Annotated in this window: 21 protein-coding genes and 1 pseudogene; 12 read left to right on the top strand and 10 right to left on the bottom strand. The window is 60.2% G+C overall.

The genetic code is table 11. The features are described 5' to 3' along the window. Positions 1–6: 6 nt before the first annotated feature. A complete protein-coding gene (locus PFZ56_RS28380; RefSeq protein WP_025126856.1) occupies positions 7–243 on the bottom strand; it encodes a DUF3820 family protein in 237 nt (78 codons plus the stop codon). Between the two features lie 229 nt (positions 244–472). Here PFZ56_RS28380 and PFZ56_RS28375 point away from each other — a divergent pair, with 229 nt between their 5' ends. From PFZ56_RS28375 to PFZ56_RS28360, 4 genes are all read left to right on the top strand, one after another. Continuing rightward, positions 473–940, top strand: a complete 468-nt coding sequence (locus tag PFZ56_RS28375) for a PA2169 family four-helix-bundle protein (protein WP_102860610.1) — start codon at positions 473–475, stop codon at positions 938–940. A gap of 156 nt (positions 941–1,096) precedes the next feature. Next, positions 1,097–3,085: an FUSC family protein gene (locus PFZ56_RS28370; RefSeq protein ID WP_170001708.1), complete on the top strand. Its 1,989-nt coding sequence runs from the start codon at positions 1,097–1,099 to the stop codon at positions 3,083–3,085. Further along, positions 3,072–3,278: a DUF1656 domain-containing protein gene (locus PFZ56_RS28365; RefSeq protein ID WP_102860611.1), complete on the top strand. Its 207-nt coding sequence runs from the start codon at positions 3,072–3,074 to the stop codon at positions 3,276–3,278. Before PFZ56_RS28370 ends, PFZ56_RS28365 begins: the two co-directional genes overlap by 14 nt. 10 nt (positions 3,279–3,288) lie before the next feature. Next, positions 3,289–4,155 (top strand): HlyD family secretion protein, encoded by an 867-nt coding sequence (locus tag PFZ56_RS28360; protein WP_102880649.1) that lies wholly within the window; start codon positions 3,289–3,291, stop codon positions 4,153–4,155. Between the two features lie 81 nt (positions 4,156–4,236). Here the strand turns inward: PFZ56_RS28360 and PFZ56_RS28355 are convergent, their stop codons facing one another. Both PFZ56_RS28355 and PFZ56_RS28350 read right to left on the bottom strand, forming a co-directional pair. Next, positions 4,237–4,707, bottom strand: a complete 471-nt coding sequence (locus PFZ56_RS28355; RefSeq protein WP_011062855.1) for a MaoC family dehydratase — start codon at positions 4,705–4,707, stop codon at positions 4,237–4,239. A gap of 50 nt (positions 4,708–4,757) precedes the next feature. Further along, positions 4,758–5,702 carry an alpha/beta hydrolase gene (locus PFZ56_RS28350; RefSeq protein ID WP_110594823.1) on the bottom strand — a complete coding sequence of 315 codons (945 nt, stop codon included), beginning with the start codon at positions 5,700–5,702 and terminating at the stop codon, positions 4,758–4,760. Between the two features lie 213 nt (positions 5,703–5,915). Between PFZ56_RS28350 and fadD2 the strand changes: the two genes are divergently transcribed. Next, positions 5,916–7,604, top strand: coding sequence for a long-chain-fatty-acid--CoA ligase FadD2 (gene fadD2, locus PFZ56_RS28345; RefSeq protein ID WP_170001710.1), 1,689 nt, complete (start codon positions 5,916–5,918; stop codon positions 7,602–7,604). Between the two features lie 339 nt (positions 7,605–7,943). Then, positions 7,944–9,632: a long-chain-fatty-acid--CoA ligase FadD1 gene (fadD1, locus tag PFZ56_RS28340; RefSeq protein ID WP_102860615.1), complete on the top strand. Its 1,689-nt coding sequence runs from the start codon at positions 7,944–7,946 to the stop codon at positions 9,630–9,632. A 67-nt stretch (positions 9,633–9,699) separates the two neighbouring features. Here fadD1 and PFZ56_RS28335 read toward each other — a convergent pair whose 3' ends face one another. Next, entirely contained in the window at positions 9,700–10,077 is a 378-nt protein-coding gene (locus PFZ56_RS28335; protein ID WP_110594821.1) for a hypothetical protein, read from the bottom strand. Between the two features lie 212 nt (positions 10,078–10,289). Here PFZ56_RS28335 and PFZ56_RS28330 point away from each other — a divergent pair, with 212 nt between their 5' ends. The 3 genes from PFZ56_RS28330 to def all read left to right on the top strand — a co-directional run bounded on the left by PFZ56_RS28330 (position 10,290) and on the right by def (position 12,156). Further along, positions 10,290–10,481 (top strand): CsbD family protein, encoded by a 192-nt coding sequence (locus PFZ56_RS28330; RefSeq protein ID WP_110594819.1) that lies wholly within the window; start codon positions 10,290–10,292, stop codon positions 10,479–10,481. Between the two features lie 188 nt (positions 10,482–10,669). Further along, complete coding sequence (locus PFZ56_RS28325; RefSeq protein WP_102860618.1) at positions 10,670–11,614, top strand: YihY/virulence factor BrkB family protein; 945 nt, start codon at positions 10,670–10,672, stop codon at positions 11,612–11,614. A 2-nt stretch (positions 11,615–11,616) separates the two neighbouring features. Further along, complete coding sequence (gene def / locus PFZ56_RS28320) at positions 11,617–12,156, top strand: peptide deformylase (protein ID WP_102860619.1); 540 nt, start codon at positions 11,617–11,619, stop codon at positions 12,154–12,156. Between the two features lie 9 nt (positions 12,157–12,165). Here def and PFZ56_RS28315 read toward each other — a convergent pair whose 3' ends face one another. Then, entirely contained in the window at positions 12,166–12,591 is a 426-nt protein-coding gene (locus PFZ56_RS28315; protein WP_170001712.1) for a GNAT family N-acetyltransferase, read from the bottom strand. Between the two features lie 323 nt (positions 12,592–12,914). Continuing rightward, positions 12,915–13,517, bottom strand: coding sequence for a glutathione transferase GstA (gene gstA, locus PFZ56_RS28310; RefSeq protein ID WP_170001714.1), 603 nt, complete (start codon positions 13,515–13,517; stop codon positions 12,915–12,917). 97 nt (positions 13,518–13,614) lie between these two features. Between gstA and PFZ56_RS28305 the strand changes: the two genes are divergently transcribed. From PFZ56_RS28305 to PFZ56_RS28295, 3 genes and pseudogenes are all read left to right on the top strand, one after another. Continuing rightward, on the top strand, positions 13,615–14,475 hold the full coding sequence (locus PFZ56_RS28305; protein WP_170001716.1) for a LysR family transcriptional regulator: 861 nt from the start codon (positions 13,615–13,617) through the stop codon (positions 14,473–14,475). A gap of 527 nt (positions 14,476–15,002) precedes the next feature. Then, positions 15,003–15,731 (top strand): annotated as a pseudogene (locus PFZ56_RS28300) (PAS domain-containing protein); the annotation flags it as partial. 18 nt (positions 15,732–15,749) lie between these two features. Further along, entirely contained in the window at positions 15,750–16,319 is a 570-nt protein-coding gene (locus PFZ56_RS28295; protein ID WP_253169425.1) for a methyl-accepting chemotaxis protein, read from the top strand. A 63-nt stretch (positions 16,320–16,382) separates the two neighbouring features. Here PFZ56_RS28295 and PFZ56_RS28290 read toward each other — a convergent pair whose 3' ends face one another. The 4 genes from PFZ56_RS28290 to PFZ56_RS28275 form a co-directional block, all read right to left on the bottom strand. Beyond that, positions 16,383–16,889 (bottom strand): hypothetical protein, encoded by a 507-nt coding sequence (locus PFZ56_RS28290; protein ID WP_102880641.1) that lies wholly within the window; start codon positions 16,887–16,889, stop codon positions 16,383–16,385. 182 nt (positions 16,890–17,071) lie between these two features. Further along, positions 17,072–17,815: an NAD(P)-dependent oxidoreductase gene (locus PFZ56_RS28285; RefSeq protein WP_102880640.1), complete on the bottom strand. Its 744-nt coding sequence runs from the start codon at positions 17,813–17,815 to the stop codon at positions 17,072–17,074. A gap of 32 nt (positions 17,816–17,847) precedes the next feature. Beyond that, the gene (locus PFZ56_RS28280) at positions 17,848–18,480 is read right to left on the bottom strand and encodes a glutathione S-transferase family protein (RefSeq protein WP_102860626.1); all 633 of its coding nucleotides are present in this window, start codon (positions 18,478–18,480) and stop codon (positions 17,848–17,850) included. A 100-nt stretch (positions 18,481–18,580) separates the two neighbouring features. Continuing rightward, complete coding sequence (locus PFZ56_RS28275; RefSeq protein ID WP_102860627.1) at positions 18,581–19,012, bottom strand: PACE efflux transporter; 432 nt, start codon at positions 19,010–19,012, stop codon at positions 18,581–18,583. Positions 19,013–19,059: the final 47 nt, after the last annotated feature.

Raw genomic sequence — 19,059 nt, 5'->3', positions numbered from 1 at the left:
TCTTTTTCAGTGACGGGGCTTGGGTTTGCCGTGTTTGGCGCGCAGCGGGTCGAGCAGGTCGGACAGGCCGTTGTGATCGATCTCCTGCATCAGGGCCAGCAGGCCGCCGAGCTCGCCCTTGGGAAAGCCCTCGCGGGCGAACCAATTCAGGTAGGGGCCGGGCAGGTCGGCCAGGATGCGGCCCTTGTACTTGCCGAAGGGCATTTCCCGGGTGATCAGCAGTTCAAGTGTCTCGGGGGTCATGGCGCAACTTTCGTGTGATTCGAACGCCATGGAAAATACAGGCATTCTGCATGCAGGCCAAATGACAGATCATGCAAATAACGCGGATACAGATTTTTAGTTAAAAGATAACTTATTGAAAATTAAGAAAAAAATATAAATTCAAAGTCTGGCATGGCGGGTGCAACGGTTAATTCAGCAGTTAACTCAGCAGTTGACTCAACTCTCCCAACCCGCAAGGAACCAGAAAATGACTGACTTGAATAAAGAAGCAATTTCGGTGCTCAACAGCCTGATCGAGACCAGCAAGGATGGTCAGGAAGGGTTCAAGACCTGTGCTGAAGACATCAAGCACCCAGAACTCAAGGCGCTGTTCATCAAGCGCTCCACCGATTGCGCTACTGCCGCCGCCGAACTGCAGTCCGTGGTGCGCTCCATGGGTGGCGAACCGGAAACCTCCACCAGCGTCAGTGGCGATCTGCACCGTCGTTGGGTCGACCTCAAGTCACTGGTGACCGGCAAGGATGAGGAATCGGTGCTCAACGAGGCCGAGCGTGGCGAAGACCATGCCTTGAAGTCCTACAAGGAGGCGCTGGATAAAATCAGCAAGCACAACCTGGTGGGTATTCGTGATGTGGTAGAGCGCCAGTACCACGGCGTGCAACGCAATCACGATCAGGTCAAAGCCTTGCGCAACCAGGCCCGTGCCCGTTCGTAACGGTTAAAACCTGTCAAAAACGCCAGCCAGTCTGGCGTTTTTTTATGCCTGTGATTTAGTGCTGGACGGGAATTAGTTAGCTAGCTAATAATTAGCTCGCGCCCACTCGTGGCGATCCCGACTATGGTTATTCAGTCCTTCAAAGAGTCCTTGTTCGTGCCCATTACCTTGCAGGCCTTGCTTGCTCCCAGCCTTCCTGCGGTGCAGTTCGCGATCAAGACGCTGCTGGGTGGCGGCCTGGCGCTGTGGCTGGCGTTGCGTTGGGGCCTGGAGCAGCCGGCCTGGGCCCTGATGACCGCGTTCATCGTCGCTCAGCCGTTGTCCGGAATGGTTCTGCAAAAGGGGCTGGCCCGGCTGCTGGGGACCTTGGTCGGTACGCTGATGTCGGTGCTGTTCATGGGCCTGTTCGCCCAGACGCCCTGGTTGTTCCTGCTGGCCCTGGCCCTGTGGCTGGGGTTGTGCACCGCCAGTTCCACGCTGCTGCGCAGTGCCTGGTCCTATTCCTTCGTGCTGGCGGGCTACACCGTGGCGATCATCGCCTTGCCCGCCATCAGTCACCCGTTGACCGTGTTCGATCAGGCCGTGGCCCGTTGCACGGAAATCTCCCTGGGGATCATTTGCGCCACCGCCAGCAGTGCCCTGATCTGGCCGATGCGGGTAGAGCGGCAATTGGCGGATCAGGCCCGCAGCGCCTGGCACAGTGGCATGCAGGCGGCCCGCGCCACCCTGGCCGGCGATGCCCTGGCGCGCAAGGGCCTGCTGGAAATTCTCGGGCGCATCGTCGCCGTGGACTCCCAGCGCGAACACGCCTGGTTCGAAGGTCCATCGGGGCGCCAGCGGGCCCGGGCCATCAGTGGCCTGAGCCAGAAGCTGCTGATGCTGTTGCGGATCTCCCGTTCGGTGCGGCGCCAGTGGAAACAACTGGACGCCGACGAAGCCCGGCAACTGCAGCCCTGGTTGGATCGGGTTCAGGAAGCCCTGGCGGCGGCCGACAAGGCTGGTTTGCAAGCGCTGCGTCCGCGCCTGCAGGAAGCGTCCCATGAGCTTCAGATCAGTCCGGCGCAGAGCTTTTGCCTGGCGCGTTTTGCGTTGTTGCTGGATACCGCCCTGGCGGCAACCCAGGCCCTGGACGCGGTGCAGGAGGGGCGGGCGCCGGTGGAGCAACCGGCAACCCTGACTCCCCATCGTGATCTGTCGCTGGCCCTGGTATTCGGTGCCCGCAGTGCCTTGGCGTTCCTCACGGTAGCCAGCTTCTGGCTGGCCACTGCCTGGCCTGCTGCCTCCGGTGCCATGCTCCTGACGTGTGTGGTCTGCAGCCTGTTCGCCAGCCGTGAGAACGGCGCGCAGATTGGCATGAGCTTCATGCGCGGAATCTTCCTGGCGATTCCGGCGGCGTTCCTGGTGGGGCAGATCCTCCTGCCTCAATGGAGCGGTTTTGCGATGTTGGCCATGGCCATGGGCGTGCCGCTGTTCTTCGGCGCCCTGGGCATGGCCAAGCCACAGATAGGCGCCACTGCCACTTCGTTCTGCCTGCATTTCATCGTGTTGATTTCGCCGATGAACCGCATGAGTTTCGATGTCGCCAGCTTCTTCAATAATGCCCAGGCCATGGTGCTGGGGGTGGGCGCCGCGGTACTGGCCTTCCATCTGCTGATTCTGCGTAACCCGGCCTGGCATGGCCGGCGCCTGCTGGCGGCGACCCTGAGTGATCTGGTGCGTTTGACCCGGCGCAACCTGCGGGGCGCGGAAAGCTGGTTCGGCGGGCGCATGGCCGATCGCCTGCTGCAACTGGCCCGGCATTATCCGGAGCTGCCGGAGCAGGCCCGCAGTCGCTGGGACGATGGCCTGTTGGGCCTGGACGTCGGCGATGAACTGATGCACCTGCGCCTGAGCCTGGCGGTGGCCCAGGTGCCGGTGAGTGCGGCGCAGCGCGAGTATTTCGAGCAGTTGCAACGCATCCTTGAACAGGGCCCGGCCGGTCATCGCCAGGAAGCCCTGGTGGCGCCCAGTGCGGCCTTGCTTGACGCTTTGGGCCGGCAGCCACCCAGTGACGCGCTGAAACTGGCCAAGGGGGCGGTGCTGCAATTGCAAAACAGCTGGCGCAGTTGGTGCCGGCAGCAGGAGGACAGCCATGGGGCTGCGTGAGTGGTCGTTGGGCGGGGTGCTGCTCAGCCCGTTTCTGATTTACGTGGTGCTGGCGCTGGTGGTCACCGGCGTGCTGCGAGTGCTGGTGCGAGTCACCGGATTGGGGCGCTGGATCTGGCATGAAGCCCTGTTCGATTGTGCCCTGTACGTCTGTGTATTGACGGTGATCACTGTGGTCCTGGGACCTTTATAAGGAGTTGATTATGCGTACACCCGTACGTGTCGTATTTACCCTGTGCCTGGTGGCGGTGGCGATCTTCGCCGGTTATCACCTGTGGCAGTACTACATGCTGACGCCCTGGACCCGGGACGCGCGGATTCGCGCCGACGTGGTGATCGTGGCCCCGGACGTATCCGGCTGGGTACGCGAGCTCAAGGTGGCGGACAACCAGCCCGTGAAGGCCGGAGACTTGTTGCTGAGCATCGACCGCGACCGGTTCGAGGCGGCCCTGGAAAAGGCCCAGGCCGTGGTTCAGACCCGTCAGCAGCAATTGAGTCTGCGCGAGCACGAGGCCAGTCGCCGTGCGGCCCTGGGTCCCCAGGCCATCAGTGCCGAGCTGCGCGAGAACGCCCAGATCAATGCCGGCATAGCCCGGGGCGAACTGCGTCAGGCCCAGGCCGAGGCCAAGGTCGCGGAGCTCAACCTGGCCCGCAGTCAGGTGCGCGCGCCCCGTAACGGGCATATCACCAACCTGCGCCTGGCCGAGGGCAACTACGTCAATGCCGGGCAGCCAGTGATGGCGCTGATCGATGATTCGACGTTCTACGTCCAGGCTTATTTCGAGGAAACCAAGCTGCCGCGAATCCAGGTCGGCGACCGGGTTAAGGTCTGGCTGATGAGTGCCGGCGATGCCCTGCCGGGCCATGTGCAAAGCGTCAGCCGGGGGATTACCGACCGCAATGCCACCCCTGACGGGCAATTGCTGGCGGAGGTGGAGCCGACCTTCAACTGGGTTCGTCTGGCCCAGCGGATTCCGGTGCGGATCAAGCTGGACAAGGTGCCTGAAGGCATCAACCTGAGCGCCGGCATGACCGCCAGCGTGCAGGTCGAGGAGGGCAGTGGACGGTAGGAGACGGCTTGCTGGCGCAAGCCATGACGAGCAAAGCCTTCGCCGACAAGCCGGCTCCTGGAGGACTACGTGGGGCGCGGTTTAGCCAATGGTGATGGCCGGCAGGGTCGGCAGGGTCACGGTCTGTTGCTTGCGTGGGGCGAGAATCTCGGCTTCGCCGTCCACCACCAGCTCGTCGCGCTGGTTGAATACGCGAGTGGCGATGCGGACGCGGAATTTCGGCAGTTTTTCGAGGATTTCCAGGCGTACGGTCAGGGTGTCGCCAATCTTCACCGGCTTCTGGAAGCTCATCTGCTGGCCGATGTAGATGGTGCCCGGCCCAGGCAGTTCGCAGGCCACGGCGGCGCTGATCAGGGCGCCGCTGAACATGCCGTGGGCAATGCGCTCCTTGAACATGGTGGCGGCGGCGAACTCGGGATCCAGGTGCACCGGGTTGTGATCGCCGGACATGGCGGCGAACAGCTGGATGTCACGCTCCTCGACGGTCTTGCTGTACTGGGCGGTCTGACCGACTTCCAGGGCTTCGTAAGGGGTGTTGGTAACCTGGGTCATGTTGCTGAAATCCTCTGACAGGTAAATGAGCGCACTGACCGCGCCGTCGCTTACTCCGACCGTGGAGGCCGGCGGTGTTGCAGCGCTTGGTCCAGCCAGGCCAGTACGTCGTGGGTCACTTGATCACGGTTGCTTTCGTTGAACAGCTCATGACGTGCCTGCGGGTAGATATTGAGTTGCAGGCACTGGCTGCCGGCCTCGCGCAATGCGTTGGCCAGATCCTTGAGACGCTTGCCATCACTCACCGGATCACATTCTCCGCCCATGACCAACAATGGCAGGCCGGGATCGATCTGCGCCAGGTTGGAAATCTTGCTGATTTGCTGCAGGCCACCGAGCAGGTCGATCCACAGCTGGTTGGTGCAGCGATAGCCACACAGCGGGTCGTTCACGTACTTGTCGACTTCGGCCGGGTCGCGGCTGAGCCAGTCGAAGGCGGTGCGATTGGGCTTGAAGGCCTTGTTGAAGGAGCCGAACGACAGCCACTCGATCAGTGCGCTGCGTCCCTGGCCGCCCTGGCGCCAGCGTTCGAACCGCGCGATCAGGCTGGCGGCGCGGTACAGGGCCACTGGCTGGAAGTTCGAGCCGCTGAGAATCGCCCCGTGGAGGCTGGCGCTGTGATGTTGCAGGTAGGCCTGGGCGATGTAGCTGCCCATGCTGTGGCCCAATAGCACGATGGGCGTGCCGGGGTGTTGCTGGCCGATGTGCTGGTTGAGGCTGGCCAGGTCGCCGACGACCTTGTTCCAGCCACCCTGGTCTGCGTAGTGGCCGAGGACCCCGTGTTCCGCGCTTTTACCGTGGCCGCGTTGATCCGGGGCATAGATTCCATAACCCTCGGCGCACAGGGCCTCGGCCAGGCGAGCATAACGCCCGCTGTGCTCGGCCATGCCGTGGGACAGCAGGATGAGTGCCTTGAGCGGGCGCTCGGGCAGCCACAGGTTGACGAAGAGGCGTTGGTGATCACTCGTGGTCAACCAGAACGTGTCGTGGGTCATGGCGATTCCTTTGCACGAAGACGCTGCACTTTATAGCGTATCGCCGCGTGTGCGTCTGATGCGCACGCCTGTTGGAAGCAAGATTCATAAAATTAATGACACACTTGCGCATATTTGCCTGATTCACCATAGCTGCTAACGTCCGAGGAGCCCCGCCGCTGATAGCGTTACAGAGGCGGCCCGGACCGTTCAGGTAATGAGAGGACAAGAATAATGCAACCTGATTTCTGGAATGATAAGCGCCCCGCCGGCGTCCCTAACGAGATTGACCTGGGGGCCTTCAAGTCGGTGATCGAGGTGTTTGAGCGTTCCTGCAAGAAATTTGCTGATCGCCCGGCCTTCAGCAATATGGGGGTGACCCTCACCTACGCCGAGCTGGAACGCTACAGCGCGGCCTTTGCCGGTTATCTGCAAAGCCATACCGATCTGGTTTCGGGGGATCGTATTGCGGTGCAGATGCCCAACGTCCTGCAGTACCCGATCGCGGTCTTCGGTGCGCTGCGGGCCGGTCTGGTGGTGGTCAACACCAATCCGCTGTACACCGCCAGGGAGATGCGTCATCAGTTCAAGGATTCAGGAGCCCGGGCCCTGGTCTACCTGAATGTCTTCGGGCAGAAGGTCCAGGAAGTTTTGGGGGATACCGATATCCAGTTCCTGATCGAGGCCAAGATGGGCGACCTGATGCCCACCGCCAAGGGCTGGTTGGTCAACATGGTGGTGGACAAGGTCAAGAAGATGGTCCCGGCCTATCACCTGCCCCAGGCCATTTCCTTCAAGAGTGCCCTGCGCCTGGGGCGTGGCCAGGGGATCAAGCCGCTGCAGGTGGGGCTCGATGATGTTGCCGTATTGCAGTACACCGGTGGTACCACCGGCCTGGCCAAGGGCGCGATGCTGACCCACGGCAACCTGGTGGCCAACATGCAGCAAGCCCGGGCCTGCCTCGGCCAGCACGGGCCCGACGGTCATAGCCAGTGGCGTGAAGGGCAGGAAGTGATGATCGCGCCGCTGCCGCTGTACCACATCTATGCCTTCACCGCGAACTGCATGTGCATGATGGTCACGGGCAACCACAACGTGCTGATTAGCAATCCGCGGGATATCGGCGCCTTTATCAAGGAACTGAAGAACTGGCGTTTTTCCGCCTTGCTGGGGCTCAACACCCTGTTCGTGGCGCTGATGGATCACCCGGAATTCAAGAACCTGGATTTTTCCAACCTCAAGCTGACCAACTCCGGTGGCACGGCCTTGGTCAAGGCCACGGCTGAGCGCTGGCAGAAACTCACCGGCTGCCGGATCACCGAAGGTTATGGCCTGACCGAAACCTCGCCGGTGGCCTGCACCAACCCTTATGGCGACCGCTCGCGGTTGGGTACGGTTGGTCTGCCAGTGCCGGGCACCACCTTGAAGGTCATCGATGACCAGGGCACCGAGCTGCCGCTGGGCGAGCGTGGCGAGCTGTGCATCAAGGGACCACAGATCATGAAGGGCTACTGGAACAAGCCGGAGGCCACGGCCGAAGTGCTGGATGCCGAGGGTTGGTTCAAGTCCGGCGATATTGCAGTGATCGATCCCGATGGTTTCGTGCGCATCGTTGATCGTAAGAAGGACATGATCATCGTCTCGGGTTTCAACGTTTACCCCAACGAGATCGAAGATGTGGTCATGGCTCACCCCAAGGTCGCCAACTGCGCGGTGATCGGGGTGCCGGACGAACGTTCCGGCGAGGCGGTGAAGCTGTTTGTGGTGCCTCGTGAGGCGGGGGTCAGTCTTGAAGAGCTCAAGGCCTACTGCAAGGAGAATTTCACGGGGTACAAAGTGCCCAAGCACATCGTGCTGCGTGAGTCTCTGCCGATGACGCCTGTGGGCAAGATCCTGCGTCGCGAGCTGCGCGACATCGCCTGATCCCTGGCTTTTTCCATCGCGGGCAAGCCTGTTGGCTCAACGGGCTTGCCCGCGATGCATTCTGGGGGCGCAAAGCCCCGTGCCAGAGCGGAATTCAAGGTTGTAGAATTTTTACTCTAAAAATGACTATTAGAATGTCTTGAGTCATAAATGTGACTATTGAGGCCTTTTTTGGCTCTAGGCGGCCTTTTCCAAAGCTGCTACTCTCGGCGCGCTTTGTGACTTCTCGGCCTAAGTAAAAGCCAGACTCACCAACAATAGACACCAATAAAAAACACAGACAAATAATAATCGCATCAAATGCGGTGATGAATTCGCGTTGCTGAGGAGTGGGCTTCCATGATCGAAGACTTTTGGAAGGATAAGTACCCAGCTGGGATTGCTGCCGATATCAATCCTGACGAGTATCCGAATATTCAGGCGGTGTTGAAGCAGTCCTGCCAACGTTTTGCTAACAAACCGGCCTTTAGCAACCTCGGCAAGACAATCACTTACGGTGAACTGTACGAACTGTCTGGGGCCTTCGCCGCGTACCTGCAGCAGCATACCGATTTGCAGCCTGGCGATCGAATCGCCCTGCAGTTGCCCAACCTGTTGCAATACCCGATTGCGGTGTTCGGTGCTATTCGTGCCGGCCTGATCGTGGTCAACACCAACCCGCTGTACACCGCGCGGGAGATGGAGCACCAGTTCAACGACTCTGGAGCCAAGGCTCTGGTTTGCCTGGCCAACATGGCCCACCTGGCAGAGACCGTGGTCCCCAAAACCTCGGTCAAGCACGTGATCATCACCGAAGTGGCGGACCTTTTGCCCACCTTCAAGCGTGTGCTGATCAACAGTGTGGTCAAGTACGTGAAGAAGATGGTGCCGGCTTATCACTTGCCCCAGGCCGTCAAGTTCAATGAGGTGTTGAGCAAGGGCCACGGCCAGCCAGTACAGGAAGCCAACCCTGCCAGCGGCGACGTGGCGGTACTGCAATACACCGGCGGTACCACCGGCGTGGCCAAGGGGGCGATGCTGACCCATCGCAATCTGGTGGCCAACATGCTGCAGTGCAAGGCGCTGATGGGCTCCAACCTCAATGAAGGTTGCGAGATCCTCATCACTCCGCTGCCGCTGTACCACATCTATGCGTTCACCTTCCATTGCATGGCCATCATGCTCATGGGCAACCACAACATCCTGATCAGTAACCCGCGGGATCTGCCGGCGATGGTCAAGGAACTGTCGAAGTGGAAGTTCAGCGGTTTTGTCGGTCTCAACACCCTGTTCGTTGCCCTGTGCAACAACGAAGCGTTCCGCAAACTGGATTTTTCCGCGCTCAAAGTCACGCTGTCCGGAGGCATGGCCCTGCAACTGGCGGCCGCCGAGCGTTGGAAGTCGGTCACCAATTGCTCGATCTGTGAAGGCTACGGCATGACCGAGACCAGTCCGGTGGCCACGGTCAACCCGATCCAGAACATCCAGATCGGCACCATCGGCATTCCAGTGCCTTCGACCTTGTGTCGGGTGATCAACGACGCGGGCGACGAACTGCCCCTCGGGGAAGTGGGTGAACTGTGCGTGAAGGGCCCGCAGGTGATGAAGGGCTACTGGCAGCGTCAGGACGCTACTGACGAAGTCCTCAGCGACGGCTGGTTGAAGACCGGTGACATCGCCCTGATTCAGCCGGACGGCTATATCCGCATCGTCGACCGCAAGAAGGACATGATCCTGGTCTCGGGTTTCAACGTGTACCCCAACGAACTGGAAGACGTCCTGGCTTCCCTGCCGGGGGTCCTGCAGTGTGCAGCGATCGGCGTACCGGACGAGAAGTCTGGCGAGATCATCAAGATCTTCATCGTCGCCAAGCCAGGCGTGACCCTGACCAAGGAGCAGGTGATGGAACACATGCGCGCCAATGTCACCGGCTACAAGGTGCCCAAGGCCGTGGAGTTCCGCGATGCGCTGCCGACCACCAACGTCGGCAAGATCCTGCGCCGTGAACTGCGTGACGAAGAGTTGAAGAAGCTCGGCGTGAAGAAGTAAGCCGCAGCATCCACAAAAAAGCCCCGCCAGTGCGGGGCTTTTTCATGGGGTCGTAACTTGTGCCGGCTTACTGCTGGAACTGGGCAAAGTTCACGCCGGTGCCGGCCGGGCGCACGTCCTTGAGGAAGGAGTCCTTGTCGGCACTCAACTCCAGGCTCAGAGCGGCCTTGCGCTTGCCTTCATTGCGGATCACCAGGCCTTCCATCTTTTCCCGCAGGAACACGGTCGGCACTTTCAGGTGCAGCAACTGGTTGGTGTCCGGGGTGTGCAGCAGCAGGTGCACCCATTCGTACTGACCAATGGCCAGACGGGTCACCAGGATATCGAACCACCAGATATTGCGATTGCGGTTCAGTTCCGCGAAATGGCAGTTGTTGACGCCCAGCACCGCACCGCCCAGTTCCTGGTTTCTACGGGCAATGGCCTGCTTTTTATCGAGTTTCATAACATTCCTACGGGGATTGGATCTTCAGTGCTTGGCCTGAACAGGTCGAGCATTCTCCCGGGTTGCCCGACAAACATAAAGGGCAACCTCGGGCCTGCGATGAAATGCCTGACGAAAAATAATTGAAACTCTGCGCAACGGCCACGAGTCAACCTTGGGTAACGACGCAAATCCTCTTTGTTTGATCAATGAATGTTCTACGGAGAAATACCATGGGCAGCACAGCAGATAAGGCAAAAGGTCTGGCCAACGAAGCCATCGGCAACGTCAAGCAGGGTGTCGGCAAGGCCACCGACAACCCCAAACTGCAGGCAGAGGGCAAGTTGCAGGAGAAGAAAGGCGAAGCCCAGCAAGCCCTTGGCAAGACCAAGGATGCAGTGAAAAAGACCATCGACAAGGCCTGAGTACGAGGCCTTCGATGATGCACCGCAGCGGCCATCCTCGGATGGCCGTTTTCATGTGTGCGTTACCGTCGAGGACCCGTAATCAGCCCGTGCGAATGGTTGCGGTTCGCCAACTAGGCTAATTTGTTGTAGAAAACGCCCCCTGAGTCGCCATCGACTTCAACCTTTTTGCGGCGAAAGGAGACGCTATGATTTTTCCGGACCTCAAAGGTTTGCCCCTGCACCGTGTGCTGATCCGCACGGTCAATGAATTCATCGCGGACGAGATGTCCACCTATGCCTCGGCGCTGGCCTACCAGATGCTGTTCTCGCTGTTCCCCTTCATCCTGTTTCTCATTGCCCTGATCGGTTTCCTGCATCTGCCGGACTTCTTTACCTGGCTGCGCCTGCAATCGGAATTGGTGCTGCCGCCCCAGGCCCTGGAGCAGGTGAATCCGGTGATCGATCAATTGCAACAGTCCAAGGGCGGATTGCTCTCCGTGGGTATCGTCATCGCCCTGTGGACCGCCTCGGCGGGCGTGCGCCTGATGATGAGCGCAATGAACGCTGCCTACGATGTGGTCGAGGGCCGGCCGATCTGGAAGCGCTTTCCGCTGTCGGTGTTCTATACCGTGGGCATTGCCGGCATGCTCCTGGCCGCGGCAGCCCTGATGGTACTGGGGCCCCAGGTGATGACCTGGCTGGCTGGGCAGGTGGGCCTGGAAGAGTTCATCGTCACCCTGTGGACCATCCTGCGCTGGCCGGTGATCGTGCTGCTGATGATGGTGGCCGTGGCCTTGATGTACTACGTGATGCCCGATGTGAAGCAGAAGTTTCGCTTCATCACGCCGGGCTCGGTGCTGGCGGTGGTGGTCTGGATTGTCGCGTCCCTGGGCTTTGCCTACTACGTGAAAACCTTCGCTAACTACAACGCCATGTATGGCAGTATCGGCGCGATCATCGTGTTGCTGCTGTACTTCTACATCTCTGCTGCAGTGCTGTTGCTGGGGGCGGAGATGAACGCGGTGATCGAACACATGTCGGCCGAAGGCAAGGAACCTGGCGAAAAGGACTTTGACGGGCCCGGCGATAAACAACACGTATCGGGACTGGGCCGGGATCACTCGCGCCATCCGACCACTGACGAAGCCTGAACATGATCCGTGAAATCCTCAAAATGGGCGATGAACGCCTGCTGCGTATTGCGCCCCCGGTGGCGCCCGAGATGTTCGACAGCCCCGAGCTGTGGCAACTGATCGACGATATGTTCCAGACCATGGAAAGTGTCGGTGGCGTTGGCCTGGCAGCACCGCAGATCGGTGTCGATCTGCAACTGGTGATCTTCGGCTTCGAGCACAGCGAACGTTATCCGGAGGCGGAGGCAGTGCCTCAGACCATCCTCATCAATCCCCTGATCACGCCCTTGAGTCCGCAACTGGAAGAGGGCTGGGAAGGTTGTCTCTCGGTGCCAGGGCTGCGGGGCGCGGTGCAGCGCTACCAGCATATTCGCTATGAAGGTTTCAGCCCCAAGGGCGAGCCTATCGTGCGTGTGGCCTCGGGCTTTCATGCCCGGGTGGTGCAGCATGAGTGCGATCACTTGATCGGGCGGCTGTACCCGTCGCGGATCAGTGATTTCAGCAAGTTCGGTTTCACCGAGGTGCTGTTTCCCGACCTCGATCCCAACGCTGACGCATAACACCCAAGCCTACGGACCCAGGCAAACGCTGTCGGTCCCCATGGCCAGCAGCGGCTTGCTGCGTTGATAGCGAGCCAGCCTTTCGGCCAGCGGCTGGGGTAATCGGGTCGCGGTGGAAAAACTCATGCACTGATACAAAGTTTCCAGGTCCGGGTGACAGAACAGCCAGACTGGCCCTTCGACCTGCTTCAGCGCCCGCTCCACCAACTGTCCGGCCAGCCCCTGGCCGCGGTGGTCGGGGGCGACGAACAAACCCGTTAGCCAATGTCCCTGGGCCACCGGGGTCAGGCTCATTCCGGCGACGATCCCCTCGTTCCTGGCCACCCAGAGCTGGCCTGCGGACGAGGCCCGCATGGGCGACTGGTGCTGGCGATAGAACTTGTTCAGCAAGGGGCGCGCGGCCTCGGCAAGGAGGCAGATCTGGAGGCTGGACATGGCTTTCCGGGATTGCAACAGGGAGCGGCGGATTATAAAGGAACCCCCGGCCGCTATAGGTGCTATACCTGAGTCCTATCCCGCAGCAGTGGAGTAAAGATCATGTCCAAAGGTATGAACGCCAAGAAAAATGCCAAGAAGAAACCGGCAAAGAGCGCAGACGAGAAGCGCGCCGAGAAAAAGGCCAAGAAAACCGAAGTGAACATCTTCGGCCATTGATCAATTTGACGAAGCCCGCAACGCGGGCTTCGTTTTATCCCTCCTAGAATGGCAGGCGCGCGTTCTGCCTGTTCAGCGCGACTTCTCCATTTGCTGTTTCGAACCTACGCCAGTTCCACCGCCAATGCCTCCCGCACCGCCGGCCGCTGCTCGACCCGGGCCTGGAACTTCGCCAGTGCCGGCCAGGCTCCCAGATCGATGGCAAACAGCGCAGTCCAGCGCAGCACGGTGAACAGATAGGCATCGGCGATGCCGAACTGTCCGCCTTGCAGATAATCCTGGCGATCCAGGGTCTGCTCTAACAGGGCAAAGCGTTTGAACAGCTTCTGCCGGAACACCTCCTTCACACTGTCATCGAGCCCTGGGTTGAACAGCCAGCCCATGATCCCGTGAACCTCGCTGGTGATGAAGTTCAGGGTTTCCTGCAGCCTTACCCGTTGCCAGCTGCCATTGGCCGCCGCCAATCCGGCCTCGGGCTTGAGGTCTGCCAGGTATTGCAGGATCGCCGGGCCTTCGGTGAGCACTTCGCCGTTGTCCAGCTGCAGGGCGGCCACGTAGCCCTTGGGGTTGAGGGTGAGGAAATCCTGGCCGTCGGCGGTGCGCTTGCTGCGATTGTCGACGCGGATGGCGTCGAACGGCAGTTGCAGTTCCCGCAGCACGATATGGGAGGCCAGGGAGCAGGCTTGAGGGGCGTAGTAGAGTTTCATCGGCAGGTCTCTGGTTGATGTTCGAGCCAGTGTCGGGGCAGCACTGGCATGGGTAAAATTAATCTTTCAGAAAATGGCCATAAGGAAAGCTACTGCCATGATGAACCTGATGCATTGGCGCTTGCTGGTGGCAATCGCCGAGTGCGGCACCATCACCCGGGCCGCCGAACAGGTGGGCATGACCCAGTCCGGGGCCAGTCAGGCCTTGGCCCAGATGGAAGACATGCTGGGCGTGCAACTGTTCATCCGGGAAAGCCGCCAGGCTTTGCCCACGGCAATCGGTCTACAGGTGCTGGAGCAGGCCCGGGTGATGCTCGGAGCCCTGGCCCAGGTTCGCCGACAAGTGGACACGGCCCGGGGCATCCTCCAGGGCAGTTTGCGCCTGGCGGGCTTTCCCATGGTCCTGGCGAGCTTCCTGCCACCGGTGCTGCGACGTTTCAAGCAACTGTACCCGGGGATCGAGGTGGTGCAGTTGGAGGTCAGCGACGATGAGGTCGAAGCCCTGCTGGAGGCGCAACTGGTGGATCTGGGAGTGGTACTGAATCCGCCTCCCGAGCGTCGTTCGTGGTTGCTGGGTGTCGATTCGTGGGTGGCCGTGCTGCCTCAGGATCACCCCTGGAAGGCCCCGACCATCGAACTTGAAGCCTTGCTGGCGCAGCCTTTTATCCTGGCCACTGGCGGCTGCTCGGTGAATGCCCGCAGCCTGGCGCTTGAAGCTGGAGTGTCGTTGGCGGATGTGCGGATCGAAGTGCGCGAGTGGAAGAGCGCATTCAGCCTGGTGCGTGAACGTTTGGGGGTGACCCTGGTGCCCGAGAGCACCTTGCCTGAACAGCGCCAGGGATTGCGGGTGCTACCTTTGAGTTGCGCGATCGAGCGCCAGTTCGCCCTGGTGGCGGCGCCGGGGCAGGAGTCGAACGGACTGGTTCAGGCCTTTGTGCAGATGCTCGCTCGGGCCTAGTCGGCGGGCGGTTCCTGGCGAGTCATGTTTATGCCTTGATTGAGACTTTTCGCAAAGGCTTGAGAGGCATTTACAAGTTGTGAAAACAGAATGACTGGTGACCTTGCATAGAGTCGGCGTCTGTCTATGCTTAATTGTGAAAAAGCGTATCGGTCGCTTTTCCAACCACTGTCTCGTGATGTTTCAGCCTTATAACGGCTGTTTGTGGAATGTTCATCCGGGCACGAAATTGACTTCATGAATAAAGACGAGAGTGCGCATTTAGAGGCACCGCAGGATCAGGAGTAATTAATTAGATGGAATTTCTTTTCTTTGTTAGGTCCGACCCGACAGCGGGTCATCAAGAAAAGGATGGCTTGATAAGAGCGTTGCAACATTGACTCTCCGATTAAACATCATTTGTCACCTGACACTTCCTTTCTCATATGGAGAGAGGCGCTTGCCCTGTTAATGGAACGTTGTGGTGGATCAGTTGAAAGACTAGAAACTTCCGTCAATCAAAAGACAGCGTTGAAGGTGATACAACCATGTTTAACCTACATCACAAGGCAGACCTTCTAGAGATCGAGCGCTTTAATTGTGCGTTGACCGAGGCCAATGCCAAGTTGGCGGCGATCAGTCATTCCATGGCGATGATCGAGTTCTCTCCCGATGGCATCGTGCTCGACGCCAACGAAAACTTTTGCAAGGCCATGGGCTATTCCGCGGAAGAAATACGCGGCAAGCATCACCGGATCTTCTGCGAGGAAGCGTTCTACCGCAGTGAGGAGTACGCCAAGTTGTGGCGTGATCTGGGCCGGGGTGAGCCTGTCAGCGGCACCTTCCTGCGGCTGAACAAGCGCGGCCAGGAGATCTGGCTCGAAGCCAGCTACATGCCGGTGTTCGATGCCGAGCGTCAGGTCAAGAGTGTGATCAAGGTGGCTTCGGACATCTCCGAGCGCATCCATCTGGAACATGAAAACCAGAGTCTGTTGAACGCCATTGGCCGCTCCATGGCAATCATCGAATTCACCCCGGATGGCAAGATAGTTGCCGCCAACGACAACTTCCTCAAGACCATGCAGTACTCCCTGAATGAAATACTCGGTCAGCACCACAGCATGTTCTGTCATCGCTCTGAAGCCGAGTCTGCCGAGTACAAGCAGTTCTGGGCCTCGTTGAACCGTGGTGAATACCATTCCCACCGTTTCGAGCGGGAAAACAAGTACGGCCAGACCGTGTTCCTCGAGGCTTCCTACAACCCGCTGTTCGACACCAAGGGGCGCTTGTACAAGGTGGTCAAGTTCGCCAGCGATATCACCCAGCAAGTGACCACTCTGCAATCTGCCGCCGAATCGGCCCACAGTACCTCGGTGCAGAATGATGCCTGCGCCCAGAAGGGCTCGGAGGTGGTGCAACAGACGGTGGGGATCATTCAGCAGATTTCCCACGACCTGAACGAAGCCGCCCGCAGCATTGATGCGGTCAGCAAACAATCGGAGATCATCGGCAGCATAGTCCAGACCATTCGCGGGATTGCCGACCAGACCAACCTGCTGGCGCTCAATGCAGCCATCGAGGCGGCCCGGGCCGGCGAGCATGGACGGGGGTTCGCGGTGGTGGCGGACGAGGTACGCAGCCTGGCGGCACGCACCAGCCAGGCGACGGTGGAGATCGTCGAGGTGGTGCGCAAGAACCACGACCTGTCCATGAGCGCGGTCACCAGCATGCAGTCGAGCCTGAGTCGTACTGGACTTGGGGTCGAGCTGGCCAATGAGGCGGGGGAGGTGATCCTGGAGATTCAGCAGGGCTCAAGGCATGTGGTGGATGCCATCAGCCAGTTCAATTCGACCTTGCAGCTGTAGCCGCGCTTTTCCTTCGGATACAAAAAAGGGTTCCCATGCAGGGAACCCTTTTTGTTGGCGCTGTTACAACGCAGCGAGGAACTTCTCGTCGATCGGCTTGGCGCTGTCCTTGGCCTCTTTCTCTTCCTTGGCCAACTGCATCTTGTCTTGCAGGCGCTGGGCGATTTCCTGGTTGATCGTCAGTTGCCGTTCAGGTGGCAGGTTCCTCAGGTCTTCTTCGGTCAGCCCCATATCCTTGAGGATGCTGTCGCGCAGACGCTGTTCGGGCGTCTTGCTCATGTAGTCCTTGAACTCGCTCAGGGCACCGGTTTCCGTGGCGCTGGTGGCCTGTGGAGTGCTGGTGGCGGGCGGCGTGGCCTGGAGCAGGACACGGGTCTTGGCGAACGCTGCATTGACGTTGTCGTCCACGGTATTGCCTTGCAGGCTGGACTGGGACGTCGGCACGGTCACGGAGTTCTGGGCCTGCTGCAACATGCCGCTGTACAGCGCGCTGGCGGCAGCGGTGGTCGGGTCCATATCGGTGCGCGAGGTGGGCTGCACCGAAACGGATTTCTGGGCGTTGACCAACATGATCGGGAACCTGTGTGAGAGAACTAGGCTGAAGTTTTAGCAAGTTCCATGCCGATACTTTAGTCATTGAATATCAGTGGGTTAGGGCAATTGTTCTCGGCGGGTGGCCAGTAAGCGGACAAGTCTTGCCGCTTCCTGGCAATTGCCGCCCGCCTGTTTGCCGAGGGGCGGCGATCAGCGTCTCAGTAAGTGATGGGAATGCCGAAATGCTCCTGGAAGGCATCGTCCACAGGCTCGTACCCCAGGATCTTGGTGGTTTCGCTGAGGTCCAGGCGCTTGAAGCGGTTGTTGGATATGCCATGGCCGATCAGGAACTGCACCCCGGGGGTTTCTACCGCTCGCTGCAGCAGTTGCACAGCGTCCCGAGGGCTGAGCCAGGCGCTCAGGTCGCGGGTGGTGGTCAGTTCGTGGTGTTGCGGGTCCTCGAACGCCCCGATGCGCAGGGCGATGCAGGACAGCCCGCGCCGGGCTGCATAAAAGGCACACAGGGCTTCGCCATAACATTTGCTCACACCGTAGAGGTTGGCCGGCATCACCGGCATGCCCGGGGTGATCTGCCGGTCCACCGGGTAGCCTTCGATGGTCTGGGCGCTGCTGGCGAACACCAGGCGCCGGCAACCGGCGTTCACTGCGGCCTCGAACAGGTAGGTGGTGGCGAGGATGTTGTTGGGCAGCAATTCGTCGAAACCGGCAGTGGCGTGGGGGATGCCGGCCAGGTGCACGATGACGTCGATCCCCGGCAGCAGGCGGCTGATGGCTTGCGGGTCATCAAGGTCCAGGCGCACGAAACGGTGGGGCGCCGGGATGTCGAAGTCCGGCTCGACGCGGTCAGTGAGGGTGAAGCGATGGCGCTCCTGGGAGCCCTGGAAAAACACTTTGCCGATCCTGCCGCAGGCGCCGGTCAGTAGTACGTTGAGTCCATCCATGTCGAATCTCCGGTGGGCTGAGAAGGGGCAGGCTAGGGCGTGCCGTTACGTCCATGCAGCACAAAGCCCGGACGCAGGCTGAGGCGTTCGTAGTAGGCGGCCACGGCGGGGAAGTCCGGGTGTTCCATCGGGGTCATCTTCCAGCGATTGACCGAGAGGCCAAGGACGATATCCGCCAGGCTGAAGTCTTCACCGAGAACATAGTTCCCGGTGCTCTCAAGCTGCCGTTCAAGGATCGCCATCTTGCCGTTCCAGGCCAGCAGGCTGGCGCCGATGCGCCGGCTGTCCTGGCAATCCGGATGCTGGCGCACCAGGCCCATGAAGGCGTAGCTCCAGGCCGGATTGAGTTCGGTGGCCTGCCAGTCCATCCACTGTTCCACCAGGGCCCGGGCTCGCGGGGCGATGGGCAGCAGGCCGCTGCCGGGGTGCAGGTTGGCCAGGTAGCGGCAGATGCTGTTGGACTCCCACAGGGCTCCGGCATCATCGATCAGCACCGGGACCTGGGCGTTGGGGTTGAGGGCGAGGAATTCGGGACTGTGGGTCGACTGGAAGCCGCTGCCCCAATCTTCCTGCTGGTAGGAAAGGTCCAGCTCTTCACAGGTCCACAAGACTTTCCTGACGTTGATGGACGAGGCTTTACCGAGAATTCTGCAGGGGGTTCCCATGACGCTTCCTTGTTCGTGGCACAGGTTGGCCATGGGAATCTATCAGCGAGCCAGGTTCTCGGCGACGGCCAAATTGCCTCCAGGGGTGTTTTGCCCAGCTTCAGGCCGGATCGGGCAGGGCCGAAGCCGGCAGACCGAAGACCCGGTCGAACAGCCAGTTGAAGGCGAAGGTGTAGCAGGGGATGAACAGGATCAGCGCCAGGTCCAGGAGGAAGGCCTGCACCAGGCTGATGTTCATCCACCAGGCGATGAGCGGGATCAGGAACACGATCAGGGTCAACTGGAAGCCCACGGCATGGGCGATGCGCCGCTTGACGGTGCGGGTGCGCGACGGCTGGCGGCTTTCCCAGCGCTCGAACAGCGTGGTGTAGATGAAGTTCCAGGTCACCGCGATGCTGGTGATGACCACGGCCAGCGGCCCGGTGCTGCTGGGGGACGTGCCGGACAGCAGGGCCAGGCCGAGGGCCGAGAACGTCATGCCGAACACCTCGAACAGGGATACGTAGACCAGTTTGCGTTTCACGCCTTGCATGGAAATTCCTCGGTATTGAATGGCAATGGCCAGGGCTGGACTGGCGC

Source organism: Pseudomonas danubii, from assembly GCF_042980055.1.
Lineage (GTDB): Bacteria > Pseudomonadota > Gammaproteobacteria > Pseudomonadales > Pseudomonadaceae > Aquipseudomonas > Aquipseudomonas danubii.
The sequence above is the reverse complement of the archived record's forward strand: the minus strand, read 5'-3'. Positions and strand labels throughout refer to the sequence as shown.

What these genes read in the sequence shown, in the direction of transcription:
- PFZ56_RS28280 (WP_102860626.1), bottom strand. Translation starts at nt 18,480, where the DNA reads ATGGGAACCCCCTGCAGAATTCTCGGTAAAGCCTCGTCCATCAACGTC.
- def (WP_102860619.1), top strand. Translation starts at nt 11,617, where the DNA reads ATGATCCGTGAAATCCTCAAAATGGGCGATGAACGCCTGCTGCGTATT.
- PFZ56_RS28315 (WP_170001712.1), bottom strand. Translation starts at nt 12,591, where the DNA reads ATGTCCAGCCTCCAGATCTGCCTCCTTGCCGAGGCCGCGCGCCCCTTG.
- PFZ56_RS28355 (WP_011062855.1), bottom strand. Translation starts at nt 4,707, where the DNA reads ATGACCCAGGTTACCAACACCCCTTACGAAGCCCTGGAAGTCGGTCAG.
- PFZ56_RS28290 (WP_102880641.1), bottom strand. Translation starts at nt 16,889, where the DNA reads ATGTTGGTCAACGCCCAGAAATCCGTTTCGGTGCAGCCCACCTCGCGC.
- PFZ56_RS28325 (WP_102860618.1), top strand. Translation starts at nt 10,670, where the DNA reads ATGATTTTTCCGGACCTCAAAGGTTTGCCCCTGCACCGTGTGCTGATC.
- PFZ56_RS28285 (WP_102880640.1), bottom strand. Translation starts at nt 17,815, where the DNA reads ATGGATGGACTCAACGTACTACTGACCGGCGCCTGCGGCAGGATCGGC.
- PFZ56_RS28305 (WP_170001716.1), top strand. Translation starts at nt 13,615, where the DNA reads ATGATGAACCTGATGCATTGGCGCTTGCTGGTGGCAATCGCCGAGTGC.
- fadD2 (WP_170001710.1), top strand. Translation starts at nt 5,916, where the DNA reads ATGCAACCTGATTTCTGGAATGATAAGCGCCCCGCCGGCGTCCCTAAC.
- fadD1 (WP_102860615.1), top strand. Translation starts at nt 7,944, where the DNA reads ATGATCGAAGACTTTTGGAAGGATAAGTACCCAGCTGGGATTGCTGCC.
- PFZ56_RS28365 (WP_102860611.1), top strand. Translation starts at nt 3,072, where the DNA reads ATGGGGCTGCGTGAGTGGTCGTTGGGCGGGGTGCTGCTCAGCCCGTTT.
- PFZ56_RS28275 (WP_102860627.1), bottom strand. Translation starts at nt 19,012, where the DNA reads ATGCAAGGCGTGAAACGCAAACTGGTCTACGTATCCCTGTTCGAGGTG.
- PFZ56_RS28360 (WP_102880649.1), top strand. Translation starts at nt 3,289, where the DNA reads ATGCGTACACCCGTACGTGTCGTATTTACCCTGTGCCTGGTGGCGGTG.
- PFZ56_RS28375 (WP_102860610.1), top strand. Translation starts at nt 473, where the DNA reads ATGACTGACTTGAATAAAGAAGCAATTTCGGTGCTCAACAGCCTGATC.
- gstA (WP_170001714.1), bottom strand. Translation starts at nt 13,517, where the DNA reads ATGAAACTCTACTACGCCCCTCAAGCCTGCTCCCTGGCCTCCCATATC.
- PFZ56_RS28380 (WP_025126856.1), bottom strand. Translation starts at nt 243, where the DNA reads ATGACCCCCGAGACACTTGAACTGCTGATCACCCGGGAAATGCCCTTC.
- PFZ56_RS28335 (WP_110594821.1), bottom strand. Translation starts at nt 10,077, where the DNA reads ATGAAACTCGATAAAAAGCAGGCCATTGCCCGTAGAAACCAGGAACTG.
- PFZ56_RS28330 (WP_110594819.1), top strand. Translation starts at nt 10,290, where the DNA reads ATGGGCAGCACAGCAGATAAGGCAAAAGGTCTGGCCAACGAAGCCATC.
- PFZ56_RS28350 (WP_110594823.1), bottom strand. Translation starts at nt 5,702, where the DNA reads ATGACCCACGACACGTTCTGGTTGACCACGAGTGATCACCAACGCCTC.